This window comes from Brevibacillus laterosporus DSM 25 (genome assembly GCF_002706795.1).
Lineage (GTDB): Bacteria > Bacillota > Bacilli > Brevibacillales > Brevibacillaceae > Brevibacillus_B > Brevibacillus_B laterosporus.
Genome location: NZ_CP017705.1, coordinates 49,142 through 64,040, shown reverse-complemented (window position 1 = coordinate 64,040; position 14,899 = coordinate 49,142). Strand labels below are relative to the sequence as shown.

13 protein-coding genes and 1 riboswitch are annotated in these 14,899 nt (G+C 41.8%); of the genes, 9 read left to right on the top strand and 4 right to left on the bottom strand.

All coding sequences use genetic code 11. The annotated features are described in order from the left end of the window. The first annotated feature begins 149 nt into the window (after positions 1–149). Together BrL25_RS00325 and BrL25_RS00320 are read left to right on the top strand one after the other, a co-directional pair. On the top strand, positions 150–1,205 hold the full coding sequence (locus tag BrL25_RS00325) for a type III polyketide synthase (protein WP_018670511.1): 1,056 nt from the start codon (positions 150–152) through the stop codon (positions 1,203–1,205). Beyond that, complete coding sequence (locus tag BrL25_RS00320) at positions 1,199–1,771, top strand: isoprenylcysteine carboxyl methyltransferase family protein (RefSeq protein ID WP_018670512.1); 573 nt, start codon at positions 1,199–1,201, stop codon at positions 1,769–1,771. Before BrL25_RS00325 ends, BrL25_RS00320 begins: the two co-directional genes overlap by 7 nt. 65 nt (positions 1,772–1,836) lie before the next feature. Here the strand turns inward: BrL25_RS00320 and BrL25_RS00315 are convergent, their stop codons facing one another. From BrL25_RS00315 to BrL25_RS00300, 4 genes are read right to left on the bottom strand one after another with little or no spacing between them, the layout of a single operon-like run. Next, entirely contained in the window at positions 1,837–2,694 is an 858-nt protein-coding gene (locus tag BrL25_RS00315; RefSeq protein ID WP_018670513.1) for an ABC transporter ATP-binding protein, read from the bottom strand. A gap of 42 nt (positions 2,695–2,736) precedes the next feature. After that, entirely contained in the window at positions 2,737–3,501 is a 765-nt protein-coding gene (locus tag BrL25_RS00310; RefSeq protein WP_018670514.1) for an ABC transporter permease, read from the bottom strand. Then, positions 3,498–3,794, bottom strand: a complete 297-nt coding sequence (locus BrL25_RS00305) for an MTH1187 family thiamine-binding protein (protein ID WP_018670515.1) — start codon at positions 3,792–3,794, stop codon at positions 3,498–3,500. The genes BrL25_RS00310 and BrL25_RS00305 overlap by 4 nt, the downstream gene beginning before the upstream one ends. A gap of 32 nt (positions 3,795–3,826) precedes the next feature. After that, entirely contained in the window at positions 3,827–4,855 is a 1,029-nt protein-coding gene (locus BrL25_RS00300; protein ID WP_018670516.1) for an ABC transporter substrate-binding protein, read from the bottom strand. 72 nt (positions 4,856–4,927) lie between these two features. Next, a riboswitch (TPP riboswitch) is annotated at positions 4,928–5,038 on the bottom strand. Between the two features lie 242 nt (positions 5,039–5,280). Here BrL25_RS00300 and BrL25_RS00295 point away from each other — a divergent pair. The 7 genes from BrL25_RS00295 to essC all read left to right on the top strand — a co-directional run bounded on the left by BrL25_RS00295 (position 5,281) and on the right by essC (position 14,796). Beyond that, a complete protein-coding gene (locus BrL25_RS00295) occupies positions 5,281–6,588 on the top strand; it encodes a Na+/H+ antiporter family protein (protein WP_018670517.1) in 1,308 nt (435 codons plus the stop codon). Positions 6,589–6,944: 356 nt separating this feature from the next. Next, the gene (locus BrL25_RS00290) at positions 6,945–7,508 is read left to right on the top strand and encodes a type VII secretion target (RefSeq protein ID WP_018670518.1); all 564 of its coding nucleotides are present in this window, start codon (positions 6,945–6,947) and stop codon (positions 7,506–7,508) included. 114 nt (positions 7,509–7,622) lie between these two features. After that, positions 7,623–8,375 (top strand): vWA domain-containing protein, encoded by a 753-nt coding sequence (locus BrL25_RS00285; RefSeq protein ID WP_018670519.1) that lies wholly within the window; start codon positions 7,623–7,625, stop codon positions 8,373–8,375. Between the two features lie 16 nt (positions 8,376–8,391). Continuing rightward, positions 8,392–9,276 (top strand): hypothetical protein, encoded by an 885-nt coding sequence (locus tag BrL25_RS00280; RefSeq protein ID WP_018670520.1) that lies wholly within the window; start codon positions 8,392–8,394, stop codon positions 9,274–9,276. Between the two features lie 27 nt (positions 9,277–9,303). Continuing rightward, complete coding sequence (locus BrL25_RS00275; RefSeq protein ID WP_018670521.1) at positions 9,304–10,119, top strand: hypothetical protein; 816 nt, start codon at positions 9,304–9,306, stop codon at positions 10,117–10,119. Between the two features lie 16 nt (positions 10,120–10,135). Continuing rightward, the gene (locus tag BrL25_RS00270; protein WP_018670522.1) at positions 10,136–10,549 is read left to right on the top strand and encodes a ubiquitin family protein; all 414 of its coding nucleotides are present in this window, start codon (positions 10,136–10,138) and stop codon (positions 10,547–10,549) included. A gap of 26 nt (positions 10,550–10,575) precedes the next feature. After that, on the top strand, positions 10,576–14,796 hold the full coding sequence (gene essC / locus BrL25_RS00265) for a type VII secretion protein EssC (RefSeq protein ID WP_018670523.1): 4,221 nt from the start codon (positions 10,576–10,578) through the stop codon (positions 14,794–14,796). The last annotated feature ends 103 nt before the right edge of the window (positions 14,797–14,899 follow it).

Genomic DNA, 14,899 nt, shown 5'->3' with positions numbered 1-14,899 from the left:
TTTTTATTGATAATTCCCACTCTTTTGTTTGAAGGTTTATACTATTACGAATTGTTTCGAGTTGTTTTTCCTGATGTTACCACTTTATTTACATAAGGGAAAGCCTTTGGGAAAGAATAAAAGGAAAACAACGGAAAGTAGGAGAAATGATGCCGCGAATCGTATCAATCGGCACAGCAAGTCCACACTATATTATTACGAAGCAGGAGAGTAAGGAATTCTCGCGTCGTTTCTTTCAAGAGCATTTTTCTGATATCGATCGTCTATTACATGTATTTGAATCAGCAGAAATTGAAAATAGAAGCTTCGCCACTCCGCTAGAGTGGTTCGAACAGCCGCATGATTGGGCAGAAAAAAATCGGTTATACGTGCAGCAAGCATTAGAATTAAGTGTGCGTGCAATTGAACAGTGTTTAGAGAAAGCTGGAGTTTCAGCTGACACGATAGATCATGTGGTAATGGTCAGCTCAACAGGGATAGCTAGCCCTAGCCTAGACGCACTCTTATTCAATCGATTACCGTTTCGCTCAAATTTGAAGCGAACACCTGTATGGGGACTAGGATGTGCAGGAGGAGCAGCAGGATTAGCCAAAGGATATGCGTTTGCGAAAGCACATCCAACGGAACGTGTACTTGTCTGTTGCGTCGAATTGTGTGGTTTAACCTTTATACATGGAGATCGAAGTAAAAGTAACCTAATAGCCACCAGTTTGTTTGCAGATGGGGCTGCTGCTGCATTGCTGTACGGAGATAAGCAAAAAGTACATGATCATTCACCTGCTATTTTGTCAACACATTCAACTATCTGGCGGGATACAGTTGATGTTATGGGATGGGATGTGAGGGAAGAAGGCTTGCGGGTAGTCTTTTCTAAAGACATTCCGTCACTTGTAAAAGATAAAATCAAGCCGGAGATGGAGAGTTTCCTGAGAAGGGAAGGACGGGCTCATTGTCGTATTGATCACATAATTGCTCACCCAGGGGGAAGTAAGGTTCTACAAGCCTATGAGCAGGCCCTTCAACTGCCACCAGATAGGTTGCGCCATGCAAAAGAGGTACTACGAGATCACGGGAATATGTCTTCTTGTACCGTCCTATTTGTGTTAGAAAGAGAGATGAGAGAAGAACATCAGCGAGGAGAAATAGGATTGCTTTTAGCTCTTGGACCTGGATTTTCTTGTGAGCAGGTGTTGTTGGAATGGTAACTGTTTTTATGCTGGTGCTTGTGATCGTAATTTTCCAACGTTGTATCGAGTTGGTGATAGCAAGAAGAAATGCGCGCTATATGAAGGAAGCAGGAGGATATGAGGTAGCTGCCGGGCATTACAAATGGATTGTGAGTTTACATGTAGGTTTTTTCATTAGCTTGATTGGTGAGGTACTGCTTCGAGTATCTACTGATTCTATTCCATTTTACTTTTGGCCATTTTGCGTATTTTGTCTCGCCCAGATACTAAGAATCTGGAGCATTCGAAGTTTGGGACATTTTTGGAATACAAGGATCTTTGTTTTAGACGGAAAAAACCCGATTGTTCGAGGTCCTTATCGCTACATCCGTCATCCAAACTACTTGGTTGTATTCATAGAAGTAGGAATGCTCCCTCTTACATTTGGTGCTTGGAAAACAGCATTAATCTTTACAGTAGCCAACGCCATGATAGTAAGCGTTCGGATTTCAGCAGAGGAACAAGCTTTGCAAAAAGCATATAAGTATGAAGCATGGATGAAGGAGAAAGGGAGATTTTTTCCAGTGAGAAAACAGAGAGAATGATGGGGCTGTAATGTAAAAACTCGGCTTATCGCATATGTGAGTAGCAATAGCCGAGTTATACTTCATTATGCTTGCTGAGAATGACGTAACAGCGTTAAGATTTCTTCCTTCACAAGCAGAAACTCTGGAGATAACAGCATTTTTTCCCGACGAGGTCGTTCAAATGGTACCGAAATTGTGGCAGCTACTTGGGCTGGCTTTGCTGTGAGTACATAGATTTTATCGGATAAAAAAATGGCTTCGTCAATGCTATGTGTGATTAAAAGCACGGAGCGCTTATGCTTTTCCCAAATGGATAGTAACCAATTTTGCATGTCAGTACGACTAAGTGCGTCTAAGGCTCCAAAGGGCTCATCCAAGCAGATTAGTTCCTGCCTGCTTAACAATGCGCGCAAGAAAGCGACTCGTTGTTGCATTCCACCGGACAGCATGTGAGGATAAGCTTTTTCATATCCGTCTAATCCAACCTTCGGCAACCATTCACGTGCCAGCTTGAGCGTTTCTTTACGTGATACACCTTCTATTTCTAAGGCTAGTCCGACGTTTTCTTCTATTGTACGCCAAGGAAGTAAGCTAGAGGATTGCGGCATATAGCTAATGTGACCTGTTTCACCAGTAACCTGTTTACCTTCAATTGTAATGCTACCGTGTATTGGTGATAAAAGACCTCCAATAATATGAAATAATGTGCTTTTTCCGCTGCCAGATGGTCCGATTAAGGAAACAAACTCACCTTTTTTTACTTCTAAAGAAATCTGTTGAAGCACTTCAATAGTGCATCCCGAATCTGTAAAGGAGTGTGAGACTTGCTTAACGACAAGTGCAGAGTCGGGAGTATATGCAGATTTTAGTGTAGATGTAGACGCTATATTTTGCTCTGGAGTCATGTCCATACTTATAGATGTGTGGATGTCATTACTCACGCTTGTTCACTTCCTTTTTTATTGACCTCAAATTCTCTAGCCTTACTTATTCGATTGCCATCGGAGTGTCCAGCGTTCTAAGAGGCTAATCAAGCCAAATAACAAGCAGCTAACAATTACAATGAGAAACATCGTTACAAATACACGATCAGCACGAAATGATGCTTTTGCCATCAGCATATAGACGCCAATTCCTTTTTGCGATCCTAACCATTCAGAAATGACGGCACCCATAACACTGTAGGTTGCCGATATTTTTAGTCCAGAAAACATGGAAGCAAGCGAGTGAGGTAACTCTAGCTTCCAGAAAATTTGTTGACGAGTTGCTCCAATCATTAGCATATATCGTTTTATTTGAGGGTCGGTTTGCGCAAGTCCAGTCATTGTAGATAAGGTGACGGGAAAAAAGCAGACCAACGTAATCAAAATCATTTTTGGCAATAAACCAAAGCCAAACCAGATCATCAAAAGAGGAGCTAAAATAATGGTCGGTATGTTTTGACTTAGGATGAGTAATGGATATAAGGCAGCCTTAATGGGCGGAGTCACATGTAATAAAAAGGCCAGAATAAGACCAGCTGTGCTCCCAATTGCAAAGCCAAGCAAGGTGATTTGTAAGGTAGCCCACAAATGTTGCGTGAGTTGAGGCGCTTGATTCCAGCCTTCTTGGAAAATAACAAGGGGACTTGGTAAAAACCATGCTTCGGGTTTCCAAATAAACGTCGCAAGCTGCCAGATAAAGAGAAACAGGAAGACCGCAAGAACGGGCGGCCATCCTGTTGTAAATAGACGACGATTTTTATTCATGGACGATATTTCTCCGTCAATACATCCATAGAAGCTAACCCATCAGCACGGTGATAAATTTTGATTTGGGAGATTACGGACGGGCAACCAGCCTCAACCATGACATCATTCATCTTTTTTACGATAGCAAGCAGTTCTTCCAACTCACCCTCCATCGTGGTTTCTAACGGGCTAACTAAATACTTTACCCCTGATTGCGAAATGACTTCAATTGCTTTGTCTACAAAGGGAATGACCCCTTCACCTTGAGGTGTAGTAGGGATAATTTGAATGCTAACTAAGGCGTTTGCCATCTGGAATCGCTCCTCTATGTGATATGCCTCGCTTATGGTTTTGGTAAAAAGTCATTGGTAAATGCTTTGTCTACATCAAGCGGTTTTTCCAATAAGTGATGTTCAACCATCCAGTCGGAGTAGCCTTGCCATACATCGCGTTTTTGTTCTCCCCAACGTGGTGCATCATCTTGATAACGTGGACTTAACCATTTTTGGCTTGCTTGTACCAATTTTTCGTCCAAATCTGGAACGTGCTTAAGGAGGATATTAGCCGCTTCTTCTGGATGTTTACCAGCATATTGATATCCCATGGAGGTTGCTGCCATGAAGGCTTTAACTATCTCTGGCTTCTCTTGAATCATTTTTTCATTAGTAATGAGAACAGGGGTATAATAATCTAGTTTATCCGAATATTTATTAACGTATATCATATTTATTGGTTCATTGCGTAACTCTGCCTCAATGCCCGTCCACGCGTAAAAAATCCAAGAGAAGTCAATATCGCGTTTTACAGCAGTAAAGTAATCCGCTTCGCCTACATTAATAATGTTTAGCTTATTTATATCGGCTTTTTCTAGGCTCATTAGAGATTGTAAAACAGCTTTCTCACTTGGAGCACCATAGCCCCCGTAGGTTTTTCCTTCAAAATCTTTGGGAGACAAAATATTCTTGCCCACAGGTGAAGCAAAACCAGAAGTATTATGCTGAATGACAGCTGCAAGCGACACGATAGGTACGTTTTGAGTTCGTGCTTGCGTGACGCCCTCTTGATAGCTTACTCCAAACGGAATTTCACCGGTGGCCACCATCGTATCAGCCCCGTTCATGCCGGGTTGAACAATTTCTACATCCAGCCCTTGCTCGGCAAAGTAGCCTTTTTCAAGAGCGACATATAATCCGGTGTGATTCGTATTAGGTGTCCAATCAAGGACGACCTTACTTAGAGTTTTGGCAGGGGCTGCTTCAGGTGACTTCTTGTCGCTTGGTGTATCTGGTGTAGCAGATTGTCCACAAGCTGTTAAAGCGAATACGAGCAAACCAGAAAGGAAAGTAGCAGTAAAACGTTTACCATTTCTCATAAATCCCGAAACCTCCATGTTGTTTGGTAGACAACAAAAAAACGCAACCTGTCCTGGAAGCGTTCATGTAAGAAGATATCAGAAGCTTACTTCCCTACGCTGGCATTATCCAGATCAGGTTATGGGTCAGTATTAAAGGTAATACACTCTCAGCCGGCCAATTCCAGCTCCCCGAAGCGTTTTGTAGTTGTTATCATTACTGCCATCATATACTCAATCGGAACGTTTGTCTATAAAGCAATACAATTCAATGATCGATCATATTCGTTTTGTTAGTTATGAAAAAATTCTGTATTTTATGTAGGCTGATGGAATGATTATGAGAAGAACATGCGCTGTATTTCGAGCTACAAAAGCGCTTGTCACAAATACTTTACTATGTTATAACTTTAGTTAGCTAATATACTAAAGCGTAGGTGAACGTCATGCTATTATTAAATGGAGTTATACTTTCGGTAATTGTGATTGTTATATTGTCGCTGTTGCGATTAAATGTCATATTTGGTTTGATCGCCGCTTCCATAACAGCAGGTCTGGTTGCCGGTGTTTCGTTAACTGACACCATCCAGTTGATGGTGCAGGGGATGAGTGGGCAATTAGAAACAGCACTCAGCTATATTTTACTTGGGATGTTTGCAGTTATGATCGCCAAGTCTGATATCACATCCTTATTAGTAAATAAATTATTGGTGGTATTGCGTGGAAAACGTGGTATCTTGCTCATGTCCATTGCTACAGCAGCCTGTTTGTCTCAAAATGTAGTACCAGTGCATATTGCCTTTATTCCCATTCTAATCCCGCCCTTATTGACCTTGTTTACTAAAATGCAAATAGACCGGCGTGCTGTTGCTTGTGCGTTAACATTTGGTTTGCAAGCACCTTATCTCATGCTTCCAGCGGGCTTTGGCTTGATCTATCATCAGATTGTTGTATCTGAAATGGGGAAAGCTGGTATGACGATCGCTGTGACTGAATTTCCAAAAGCGATGCTTATTCCAGGGATCGGGATGATTATTGGGTTATTGGTGGCATTATTCATTAGTTATCGAAAATCCAGAACATACCAAATGATATCTAAGGATATTGAGAATGAGGAGAAGAAGCAAGTATTACGTTTTACGAAGCGGCATGCGTTCACCCTAGTAGCCATTCTCTTAGCCTTGACAGTGCAATTATTGACCAAGTCACTTATTATCGGTTCGCTTTCGGGAATTGTCTGTCTATTTGTTTTCCGCGTGGTACCATGGAATTTGGGGGACGATGTGGTGCAACGAGGTGTTGCTATGATGGGGTTTATCGCCTTTGTTATCCTACTTGCGTCTGGCTATGCTACAGTGTTAAAAGAAACAGGAGCTGTTCAGCAACTAGTAGGATCTGGAGTGGAATATTTTGGTCAAAACCGTTTTTTAGCTAGCGTTATCATGCTATTGATCGGTTTAGTGATTACAATAGGTATTGGTTCTTCATTTGGTACAGTCCCAATTATTGCTGCTATTTTTGTACCGCTTTGTGCTGGACTGGGCTTCTCTGTACTAGCTACGGCCGCGTTAATCGGTACAGCAGGTGCTTTGGGGGATGCGGGATCTCCAGCTTCCGATAGCACCCTAGGACCTACCTCAGGATTGAATGCAGATGGGCAACATCATCATATCTGGGATACGTGTGTCCCTACGTTTCTTCATTATAATATACCCTTGTTTTTATTTGGATTACTAGCTACCTTTCTCCTGTAATTCTCGCAAGGCAGAAGCTAGACCGCATGGAATGTGGAAATACCCATGCCTATAATGACAAGCTCTCGGCTAACTCCTAAATAATGTAGTGAATATACCTAAAATGATAGGTAAGTCTTTTTCGTTGAAAAAGACTTTTTTTGTATCTATCTACCTATACGTAGCGAAAAAAACAGGTCCAATTACTCTAGTATGAAGTTCCTGGTTCTGTAAATCTAAAAAGATAGGGAAAATCTTTGATGTTGTTCCCAAATAATCTTGTCAAGTAAGCACCATGATTCATTTCCAAGGTCACGAGTAATGAAATTTCGTACTGCCTGTTAGAAAGAGTATGAGTAAATCAGAGGGGATAAGAGATGTCGCGAATACTGGTACATCCGCATCTGTTGCAAGAATTGGGGCATGAATACAAACGAGCTGCACAGGAGTGGAGTGAAATAGAAGGACGTTTGCATCATGCAATGGAAAGTCTTACCTGGGAAGTTAGGCAACAATCACAGTTGGAGGATAATTGGCGTGCGGTCCGTGCTCTAATGGAGCAACTACAAGCGCACTCCAACGATTTAGCTAAGCGTCTGGTAGAGTCTGCCGAACGCTTCCAACAGATTGATAGAGAAAGTGCAGAACGATTAACGATTACAATGGAGCATATTCGACATCAATTGAGAGAACAGGGAGCCGTGCTGGCAGTAACAAGCGAATCACGATTTTTTCCGCAGCAGGATATGCAACGACATTTAGCTACATTGGGTACAAATGAACAGTTGCCAATGGCACGCTTTCAGTTTGTACGGGAAAATATACAATTTCTTGATGCTTCTTTACATGATGGATATGGCGTGGATACAAATGAAGAGGATCAGGTTGAGCCTTCTGTATCTGGATTGGTTAAGGTAAGTGAAAAAATTCCACGGTCCTAAATACTACCACTACTACTAAGTCGGAAGCCGATTATTTTGACTCTACACGCAGTAAAGTAAACAAACTGCTTCTGCCCCGTTTTTTTTACAACAGGAGGATAAGGAGAATCGGTTATGAGTTATGATTTACCAGCGACACATCGAACCCCAGCTCTTATCATTTATCTGATTGATGTGAGTGGTTCCATGTGTCTACCAATGGGAGATAAACGCAGGATTGATGTGGTGATGGAGGCATTATCTGCTACCATTCGACAGATGATTTTTCGTTCTACTAAAGGAACTCGTATGTCGCCACGTTATCGTATAGCAATATTAGCATACAGCGATGAAGTATATGATTTGTTGGATGGAATCCGAGGAATAGATGAAGTAGCCCGGTTGGGGAAGTTGCCTGAAATAAGCCCACGTAGATTGACAGACATGGCCAAAGCGTTTAAACAGGTTGAAAAATTATTGCTAGAAGAGCTACCATTTCTGCAAGATTCTCCGGCTCCTCTGATCTGTCATATGACTGATGGTGCAGCAACCGGGGAGGATCCCGAGCCTGTGGTGAAACGAATCATGCAAATGGCAGTTCCCGATGGACATGTGCTTGTTGAAAATATTTTTATATCCGAAGAGGTATGCGATGATGAGATGGCCGATGTGAAGCGTTGGGATGGAATCATGCCAGATACAATCATGAGAGATGAACATGCCAATAGACTACGTTCGATGTCTTCTGTTTTACCGGAGAGCTATCGTGAAATGATGAGTGAGTCCATGTATCAATTAAAAAAGGGTGCGTTGCTAATGTTTCCGGCTACCAGTCCAGAATTGGTGTCTTTAGGGTTTCAAATGTCGGCAGCAACCCCCGTTCGTTAAAGACAGGTGATGCGATGTGAAACAAGCCTATCGTTATGGAAAAATACATCAACATACAGAGCTGTCTGTAACGAGAGAATCGGAACAATTTGTCTGGAGATACGCGTACGCCCGTGCTACGGAAACGCAACATGCCCAAGAGAAGGGGCAAGATTATCTTACGTTTGCTAGAAACGAGCAATCTTTTTTATTTGCATTGTGTGATGGCGTGTCACTTTCTTACTGTGGGGAACTCGCAGCAAAAATGCTAGGGGATGCACTTCTGGATTGGCTTGCTTCCGATGTCATTAATAAAGAGCAGGAGGAAGAGTTTCTTCTCCAACAGTTGGAATTACATTTACAAGCGTTAACCACTGTAACCAATAGAATCGTAGTCAATCATCCATTACCTTCAGATATTAAAGGCTTGCTCAGAGATGTATTAGAAGCGAAGCGATCACATGGTAGTGAAACAATGTATATTTGCGGACGCATTGATTTACCCTCGCATTCCTTTCCAAAAGGAAGAATTCTATTCGCTTGGCAGGGGGATTTGCGGTTACGATTATTTAGTCAAGAACAGGAAATAACAGAATGCTTACAAGCAACCTGTAATACACAGGAGCGTTGGTCAACATTACATGGGCCTGTGGGAGGAAAACCACATTTATTTCAATCCAGTTTGGCTGGACAACATTGTTTTACACGAATGATAGCCTATACAGATGGCTTAGCCACATTAGATAAATGCTATCCGCTCCCGACAGACAACGAGCTACAGTCCATGATTCTTCAAGCTAGTGACAGTCCGCTTAGCGATGATATTGCACTATTGGATGTTAGCTGGAATCAGACAGACTCGTTTACCCCATACGATAAGACGGGACACAAAAGAGAGTGGTTCGCTTGGCTTGCGCGATAAAATCAATAGCATTGTAAGGAGGCTAGTATGAAAAATCCGATTGAATCTATTTCAATCACGGATAAACAGCTATACTTTTTAGCATGCCTAACTGGTGCTGATCAAGTACTGGGTATAGCAGAGCCTTATGCTGGATATCTAACTGAAGACTTGCAAGAGGAATGGGACCTAATAAAGACAGAGCTATTACAAAAGGGGTATATATTTGAGGATGAGACAGGCCTGTACATAAATGAGATCGTGAATTCACTTGTAGCCCCATGTGGACATGCGACAACGTGCTGTTACTTTCGTTACACTGATAAACATAAAGAAGCATATGAGGGGTACTTTCATTTCGACCGAGAAGTTGTAGTTGAGAAGATAGCGGCATTGGGTGGTAAAAATGTATATGAGTTACGAGCTTTAGGTGAACCCATACAAGCCAGTAAAACAATGTGTAATCGAATCAGAAAAAACCCTGAGGAAAAAGTAATGGTTCCATCTATTGAGTTACCAAATGCTATTTTTCAACAAATTAGAGGAACGGTAGAAACAGCTTCTATTAATGAGATTTGTGCCACTATATTAGATTATGAGTGCCATAAAGATGCAGCAGAGGCGTTTGCTCACTCCTTAAAAGCTCAATGGTGCGAGGGGCAATTAATCACAATGTCATGGCATCAAAATGAATGGAGCTTAAATGGAATGACGTTTCTTACTTCTAGTATTGCAAATTGGTTAATCCGTCTATTTGTTAAGGAACGAGAGGACTGGGTATGTATTTCTCCTAGCTCTCATATGGAAATGGATGAGGTTTTACAGGAGATCATTTTAGAAAAGCTAGTCGTTCAGACGATCTAGTAAAAATGGTGGGAAAATGGATAAAATCATTGTGACAATTGTAACAAATGCTGATAAGAGTAAGTGGCCGGATTTTGAATTGCCGACTCATATTCCTTGTCAAATGATTGCTGAAAAGATTTCTCGCATGATAAAAGAGGGAGAGTCTCAAAGAGTGACTGACGTAACCTATATGCTGGAAGTGAAAGTGGGAGAACATGAATGGAAAATTCTTTCATCGGAGGCCACATTGTTCGAGCTAGGTGTCAGGTCTGGAGCATATCTGAGAGTACAGCGTAACTTTTCTACTGGTAACAAAGGCCAAACAATTGAAGGTTGGCGTTCTTTATACCAACAACAAATACCTGAAGATGAACATGTACACACTCGAAATGAGAAAAAAGACAAAAACAAGAGCGAGTCAAAAGGGTATGTGTGGAAGACCTTATAAACTAATACAGGGGAGGGGGAGCAGGAATGGCCTATGACTATTTTCAGCGATCACCACGCTTAAAGCGTACATTACCCAAACAAACAGTAGAAATCCATCGACCACCTCTTGTTCCCCAACCGCCTGCTTTCTCTATCATTTCTATCTTAATTCCCATCATTATAACGGGAATTTCGCTTTTTGCTTATTTATATATCGGATCGAGAATGAATACGGGAAACAAGAATTTTTTCGTATTTCAGATGATTTTTATGAGCGCTATGATTGTTTCATATACGGTTCCGGTCTTTACCTATCTTTATAACAAGAGGAATTATCGTAGACAGGTAGAAACACGAACCAATCAGTACCAAGAAGTGTTGGAGAAACATAGACGGGAGTTAATAGAGTTACAAGAGGAACAGCGAACCATTATGCACGAATTGAACCCGTCTGTACGGAAGTGTATACAGCGAATAGAAGAGAGAAGCAGCTCTTTATGGGAGAGATCCACACGTGACGAGGATTTTTTACGTTTGCGTATGGGAGAAGGAACGCTACCAGCTACCTATCAGATTATAGTGCCAAAACAGGAAGGCTATGAGACAGATCCGTTAGTTGAAGAAGCTCAAAATTTGTCTCGAACCTTTGGAAGGGTTGAGTCGGTTCCTATCCAACTCCCCCTCTTTCAATCTAAAGTCATAGGCGTGGTAGGTGAGCAGGAAGCCGTTCTGAATGCTATCAGGGTTATGGTATTGCAGATGGTTACACACCACTCTCCTGATGAAGTGAAAATCGCTACCTTTTATCCAGAATGGGAAGAGGAGCAATGGAAATGGCTACGCTGGTTACCGCATACTTGGAATGATGAACAGACATTGCGGTTTGTTGCCCAGGAAAAAGGCTACGCTCATCAACTACTAGACTTTTTGTACAGTCAGTTAAACCGACGAAAAATGACGAGGGCTACTGATTTTCGTAAAGCGGTAGAGCTACCTTGTTGGGTGTTTATCCTGTCAGCTCCCCATCTAATTGAGGACGAGCCTATTTTGCCATTACTTTTAAAAGAGGCAGAAGCAATTGGTGCATGTACGATTTTACTGGCGGATAGTAAAGACTCGTTGCCTATGCAGTGTCAGTTAATTGTTGAAGTGCAGGGTGACCGTGGTACCTGTAAGGAAACTGTGACAGGTGATGCTACTGGCATTGGAGATGGAGAGATTGCATTTACAGTAGACGCTCTCCCTTTAGATACAGTGGAGCATGCTGCGCGAATGATGGCAAGTATGAAGGTAAAGCGTTCTACGGCAGCAGAAATTCCTCAGCTATTACCGTTGTTTGACCTTTTGGGTATTGAAAAAATAGAAGATTTGGATGTAGCTGCTCTCTGGCGAGGGAATCGGTTCCCTGAATCATTACCAGTTCCAGTTGGAGTGCGAACGGGTGGGAAAAAAATTCTACTAAATCTACATGACAAAATAGAGCGACGTGGACATGGTCCACATGGATTAATAGCTGGTACAACAGGTTCTGGAAAAAGCGAGGTTATTCAATCCATCGTGGCGTCACTAGCAGTTCACTATCATCCTCATGAGATGGCTTTTTTATTGATTGACTATAAAGGCGGGGGAATGTCTAACACGTTTAGAGATTTACCACATGTAGTTGGCTCTATTACCAATCTGGATGACCGACTCTTAGAAAGAGCAATGGTTTCGTTACGAGCCGAGTTAATTCGTAGGCAAAAAATCTTGAATGAAGCGGGAGATCTTCAGCACATTGATGAGTATTATGAAACAGCATGGCGAACGACTCATCCTCTGCCTCACTTGGTTATTATTATTGACGAGTTTGCTCAACTAAAAAAAGAGCACCCGGAGTTTATGAATGAATTAATATCAATTGCAACCATTGGTAGAACACTAGGAGTCCATTTAATCCTAGCTACTCAGAAACCCGGTGGTGTTGTCGATGATAAGATATGGAGTAATGCCCGTTTTCGTATTTGTCTAAGAGTTCAGGATGATGCAGACAGTCGGGAAATGCTAAAGATACCGGATGCAGCATGGATCACAACGCCTGGGCGTGGCTACTTACAGGTGGGCAGTAATGAGGAATTTGATTTGCTCCAGTTTGCTTGGAGTGGTGCGCCTTATCATGCAGATCAAAAGCGTAACGAAAATGAGCTGGAGATTTATGCGATTTCATTAAGTGGAAAACGTACGAAATGTGAGATAAAAGAAAATGTAAACATACATCGTACCAGAAAACAAAAAAAGCAACTTCAGGCCCTGATGGAATATCTGGCAGGAATAGCAGAGCAAGAAGGGATCAGTCGCTTGCCCGGCCCGTGGCTTCCTCCATTACCTCAACAGCTTTCTTTGGAGGATATTTCTGATTGTACATATGGCTGGAATGGCAGGGAGTGGGTAGCCGGTGTACCAAATCTTTCAGCGATTGTAGGCTTGGTAGACGATTTGGCGAACCAGCGGCAAGAGCCATTGCTGGTATCACTAGAGGATGGGCATTTACCTATCTATGGTATGCCAGGAACAGGGAAGACTACTTTTTTGCAGACCTTCCTATTTTCTTTGACGACTCGTCATTCTCCGGAACACCTTCACTTATATTTGTTGGATTTTGGACGATCGTTGCGAGATTTTTCGTACTTACCTCATGTTGGCTCCGTCATTTTGGACAATGAATCAGATAAAATCAAACGGTTATTTCATTATTTGCTTCAGGAAGTAAGTAGGCGCCGTGAGTTACTTGCAAATAGCGGCGTGAAAACACTCCGAGCGTATCAAATGTCTACGGGGATTACCGTGCCTAGAATTGTCGTGTACATAGATGGTTATTTAAACTTCCGAAATCAGTATGCCTATGAGAATGATCAACTGGAGCAGCTGTTAAGAGAAGGGGGAAGCGTAGGTCTTTCCTTCGTAGTGACGGCTAATCGGATTACTGATATTTTGGAGAAAATACGAAGTAACTTTTCTCTGGGAGTTGCCTTTGAGCTATCTGATCCAAGCGACTATTATTTTGCGGTGGGTCGTCCCACAAAACCACCTGTCCATTTACCAGTAGGAAGAGGGCTAGTGAAAGGGCAATTACCACCACTGGAGTTTCAGACTGCTTTTCCTATAGCTGGCGAAGACGATATGCAACGCTCCGTTCGACTTCGTAACGTAATGGAGCAGATGAGCATTGCTTGGAAAGGGGAGCGTCCAAAAGAAATTGTGTCCCTACCAGAAGTGGTTTTATTGGAGGAGTTATTTGATATAGAACCTGTCACTAGTAATAAATCCTCTATCTCTACGATACCGGATATTACGATATCCTCACCTTCTCGTTCACTCAGAGTACCTGTTGGTATTTATGTAGATGATTTAACTCCCTTTGAAGTAGATTTAAAAGAAGGCCCTTTTTTTGTGGTAGGTAGTCCGATGGAGGGGGGAAAGACCTCCTTTTTGATGACATGGGTATTATCTCTATGCCATCAGGTTTCTCCACAAGACCTGGAAATTTACTTCATTGATTACCGAGCTTCTTCCATGAACTTGATGTCTCTAAATAATTTGCCACACATACAGGGGAGAGCCACTAGAGAGAGCGAGCTTGGAGAGTTGCTTACTACTTTAAGCGCTAAAATAAAAATGCGTCAGCATCATGGTGAGCATCTAAAAAATCAATCTCCTGTGAGAGAACAACAGATTTCTAATCAGATGTGGAAAGATGAATTGCTTAAACAGGTAGAATCATCAAAAACAGTTGAGGCATTACAACTTTCAAACGATAAGGAGCCAGCTCTTTTGCTGGTAATTGATGATGCAGATTTATTTTTTAAAGAGACAACTGATTATCAGATAAAGGATCAATTGGCCCAGTTAATTCGACAAGGCAGAAACCGTGATCTGTATGTAATTATCTCTGGGGTACCAGCTGATTTTCCATTTAGCAGTAACGATTGGTTATCCGAGATTAAAAACATGCAAACAGGTTTTTTATTTGGCAGTATTGATGCAAGTGATCTAGCCTTTTTTAAAATCCCATCGACTGAAGCTAGTCATTACCCACATGCTACCTTCAACAAAATGTTGCCACCGGGTCAAGGTTACTTTGCTAAAAGGCGTTATCATCGGGTCAAAGCTGCTGTGCCCTTTGATGAGGAGCGATCCCTACAAGATTTCATTGTAACGATCAATCAAAAATGGTTACGGGAGGATGTTTGTAGGCCTAGAGATTTATACAATAATATTTATAGTTAAAAACTAAGACGAAAGTCCTTTTTAACTACAAGTGAACATAGGTGTTTCTTTCTAAATCGGCTTACTGAAAAATTGGGAATTGTTTCTAAAAATACTCTAGGCT

Coding starts and splice junctions, on each gene's coding strand:
- BrL25_RS00305 (WP_018670515.1), bottom strand. CDS start 3,794: ATGGCAAACGCCTTAGTTAGCATTCAAATTATCCCTACTACACCTCAA.
- BrL25_RS00290 (WP_018670518.1), top strand. CDS start 6,945: ATGTCGCGAATACTGGTACATCCGCATCTGTTGCAAGAATTGGGGCAT.
- BrL25_RS00310 (WP_018670514.1), bottom strand. CDS start 3,501: ATGAATAAAAATCGTCGTCTATTTACAACAGGATGGCCGCCCGTTCTT.
- BrL25_RS00325 (WP_018670511.1), top strand. CDS start 150: ATGCCGCGAATCGTATCAATCGGCACAGCAAGTCCACACTATATTATT.
- BrL25_RS00285 (WP_018670519.1), top strand. CDS start 7,623: ATGAGTTATGATTTACCAGCGACACATCGAACCCCAGCTCTTATCATT.
- BrL25_RS00270 (WP_018670522.1), top strand. CDS start 10,136: ATGGATAAAATCATTGTGACAATTGTAACAAATGCTGATAAGAGTAAG.
- BrL25_RS00275 (WP_018670521.1), top strand. CDS start 9,304: ATGAAAAATCCGATTGAATCTATTTCAATCACGGATAAACAGCTATAC.
- BrL25_RS00320 (WP_018670512.1), top strand. CDS start 1,199: ATGGTAACTGTTTTTATGCTGGTGCTTGTGATCGTAATTTTCCAACGT.
- essC (WP_018670523.1), top strand. CDS start 10,576: ATGGCCTATGACTATTTTCAGCGATCACCACGCTTAAAGCGTACATTA.
- BrL25_RS00295 (WP_018670517.1), top strand. CDS start 5,281: ATGCTATTATTAAATGGAGTTATACTTTCGGTAATTGTGATTGTTATA.
- BrL25_RS00300 (WP_018670516.1), bottom strand. CDS start 4,855: ATGAGAAATGGTAAACGTTTTACTGCTACTTTCCTTTCTGGTTTGCTC.